The 2,511-nt window shown below is 39.1% G+C and carries 2 protein-coding genes; one reads left to right on the forward strand and one right to left on the reverse strand.

The features are described 5' to 3' along the window. Positions 1–523 precede the first annotated feature (523 nt). On the reverse strand, positions 524–1,807 hold the full coding sequence (locus FFR48_RS27175) for an ankyrin repeat domain-containing protein (RefSeq protein ID WP_137669503.1): 1,284 nt from the start codon (positions 1,805–1,807) through the stop codon (positions 524–526). Positions 1,808–1,962: 155 nt separating this feature from the next. Here FFR48_RS27175 and FFR48_RS27180 point away from each other — a divergent pair, with 155 nt between their 5' ends. Beyond that, positions 1,963–2,433, forward strand: a complete 471-nt coding sequence (locus tag FFR48_RS27180; protein ID WP_096567047.1) for a DUF4079 domain-containing protein — start codon at positions 1,963–1,965, stop codon at positions 2,431–2,433. The last annotated feature ends 78 nt before the right edge of the window (positions 2,434–2,511 follow it).

The raw sequence follows: 2,511 nt of genomic DNA on the forward strand, positions 1-2,511 counted from the left end.
TGAAATCCCAAAAAATGCACACTTTTTCCGGTATACCCTTCAAAACCCTTGCACTAATTTCTGTGTTTATCAGCCTCTAACCTTTGATATATCAAGGTTTTAGGTTTATTCAGCAAACCCTAAATACATGAAAACTGCTGTAATATAAAAAATCTAAAAATTTAATTATTTATATAGAATCGTTCCAAAAGCTTATCAATAGGCAGAAAATCACACTCAAGACAGATTGATTTTCTGTTATTTTACATTGCGATACACAAAAAATGATAATTCCAATACTGTCGCCAAAATAAAAATTGATATATTGTTTATGTCTAGCACAGTAGGAAACATCAAGGTATAGAGAAAACTAAGGTAAAAGGTAAATTAAGTCTTCAGGTTTACTTTTTTCTACCCTTGTAACTCAAGCTTTTGATCTTGGTGTTTCAACTTTTTGTTGCTCCGTTGTAGCAAACTCACATCAGTTACAGCGGAGTTTTGCTTAATAAGCTATCAGCACTCAGCAATAAAACCGGACTCAATATCACTCTTGCGCCCCTGCTTGCCTTAAAATATTCGCCATTGTGCGATAACTGTTAAATTCTGCAATCATTAAAGCTGTATAACCACCTTGGTTTTTTAAGTTGACATCCGCCCCATGATTAACTAACATTTGCACAGCTTGAGTATAACCTTCTGATGCAGCATACATTAACGCTGTTGCACCTGCTGAGTCCTGGAAATTCACATCAGCACCCTTTTCTATTAGCAGTTGGAATATCTCTGGATGGTTGCTAACTAAAGCTTTTACCACAGCAGTTTTCCCATCATCTGCTACAACATTGATGTTAGCACCATTGTCAAGTAATACTTTGACTGTTTGGGTGTGTCCTTGAGATACTGCTAAGGTGAGGGCAACTTCCCCAAAGTTCTTTTTATTGGCATCTGCTCCTGCACTCATTAAAGCTGCTACTATTTCGCTATATCCTTGGAATGCGGCTATCAGTAGGGGTGTATCTCCTAGATGATTTCTAATTTCTACATCTGCACCGTGTTGAAGTAAGATTTTTACTGTATCCTGGTATTCTTCTAGCACGGCAAAGTGTAAAGCTGTTTCTCCTTCTTTGTCTTGGTGATTAATTTCTGCACCTGCATCTAATAAAGCTACAACAATATTACTATGTCCTGCTGCGGCTGCGGTTATTAGTGCTGTACTGCTATCGGGGTTTTTGATGTTGGGATTAGCACCGTGTAATAACAGTGTTTGTACTATATCTAAAGTTCCCAAGTCTGCGGCCATTATTAAGGGTGTTTCACCTTCTGCATCTGGGGTGTTGACAAAATTACTTTTTTGTAGTATGGCTTTAACAATTGCTGTATAACCTTGTTTGATAACAAGTTTTAAGGCGCTATCATCGTCTTTGTCGGTAATACTAGCATCCGCACCAGCATTTAATAGAATTTGCACAATTTCCAGATGACCTTTTTGGGCTGCTGCCATTAAAGCGGTGCTACCATCTTCATTAACGGCATTTATATCCGCATCTTTAGATATTAAAAGCTTCACAATATCAACTTGATTATTGCTTGCAGCCAACATTAACGCTGTTAACCGGTATGTTTTTCTAGTTAAATTGATATTAGCGCCAAAATCTAGGAGCGATCGCACAATTTCTGTATAACCCAAATTAGCCGCAAACATTAATGCTGTAGTGCCGTTGCGATCGCACCCATCCACATTAGCACCAGTAGCTAATAGTTCACCAACCCGCTTGATATCGCCGCTTTTTGCCGCATTCAGCAGTAAATTATCATTTTTATCAATCATATAATAAATTCCGCCCTGGTGGAAATTGCTTGATTTAGCGTCAAAAATTAGTTTGTGCTTGTTGTCTGCACTTTAGCAAGAGAGAAAAAACAAAATAGTCATGAATCAATTTATGCTAAGTTTTATTAAGATTTAATAATTTGGATAACCAAGCGATGAGTTTAGAACTTGCTCCAGAGGTCAAATTTGGGTTAGAGTTTGTTCACCCAACAATAATGTGGATATTGTTAGCGTTGTCCCTGTATGCTGCTTACTCAGGTTTACAAGTCCAGCGTACCAGAAATGCTTCAGCAGAAGAAAGAAAAGAACTAATTAAAGCTAAATTTAATGATAAACACGAGAAAATAGGGGCGATCATCTTAGCCTTGATGGTAGCAGGTTCAATAGGTGGTATGGCTGTTACTTACATCAATAACGGTAAATTATTTGTCGGACCACACTTGTTAGCTGGTTTGGGAATGACTGGTTTGATCGCCTTTTCTGCGTCTTTGTCTCCCTTCATGCGAAAAGGGGCAAATTGGGCGCGGGCGACTCATATTTTGTTGAATTTTGGGATTTTAGGACTTTTTATTTGGCAAGCTGTTTCTGGGGTAGAAATTGTCCTGAAAATTCTCAGCAACGCATAGAAGGCAGGAGGCAGGAGGCAGGAGGCAGGAGGCAGGGGAGGCAGGGGAGGCAGGGGAGGCAGGGGAGGCAGGGGAGGC

The sequence above is a fragment of the Sphaerospermopsis reniformis genome, assembly GCF_005402885.1.
GTDB classification, from domain to species: domain Bacteria; phylum Cyanobacteriota; class Cyanobacteriia; order Cyanobacteriales; family Nostocaceae; genus Sphaerospermopsis; species Sphaerospermopsis kisseleviana.

Excerpts from the sequence above, each read along its gene's own strand:
- FFR48_RS27175 (WP_137669503.1), bottom strand. The coding sequence starts at position 1,807 with ATGATTGATAAAAATGATAATTTACTGCTGAATGCGGCAAAAAGCGGC.
- FFR48_RS27180 (WP_096567047.1), top strand. The coding sequence starts at position 1,963 with ATGAGTTTAGAACTTGCTCCAGAGGTCAAATTTGGGTTAGAGTTTGTT.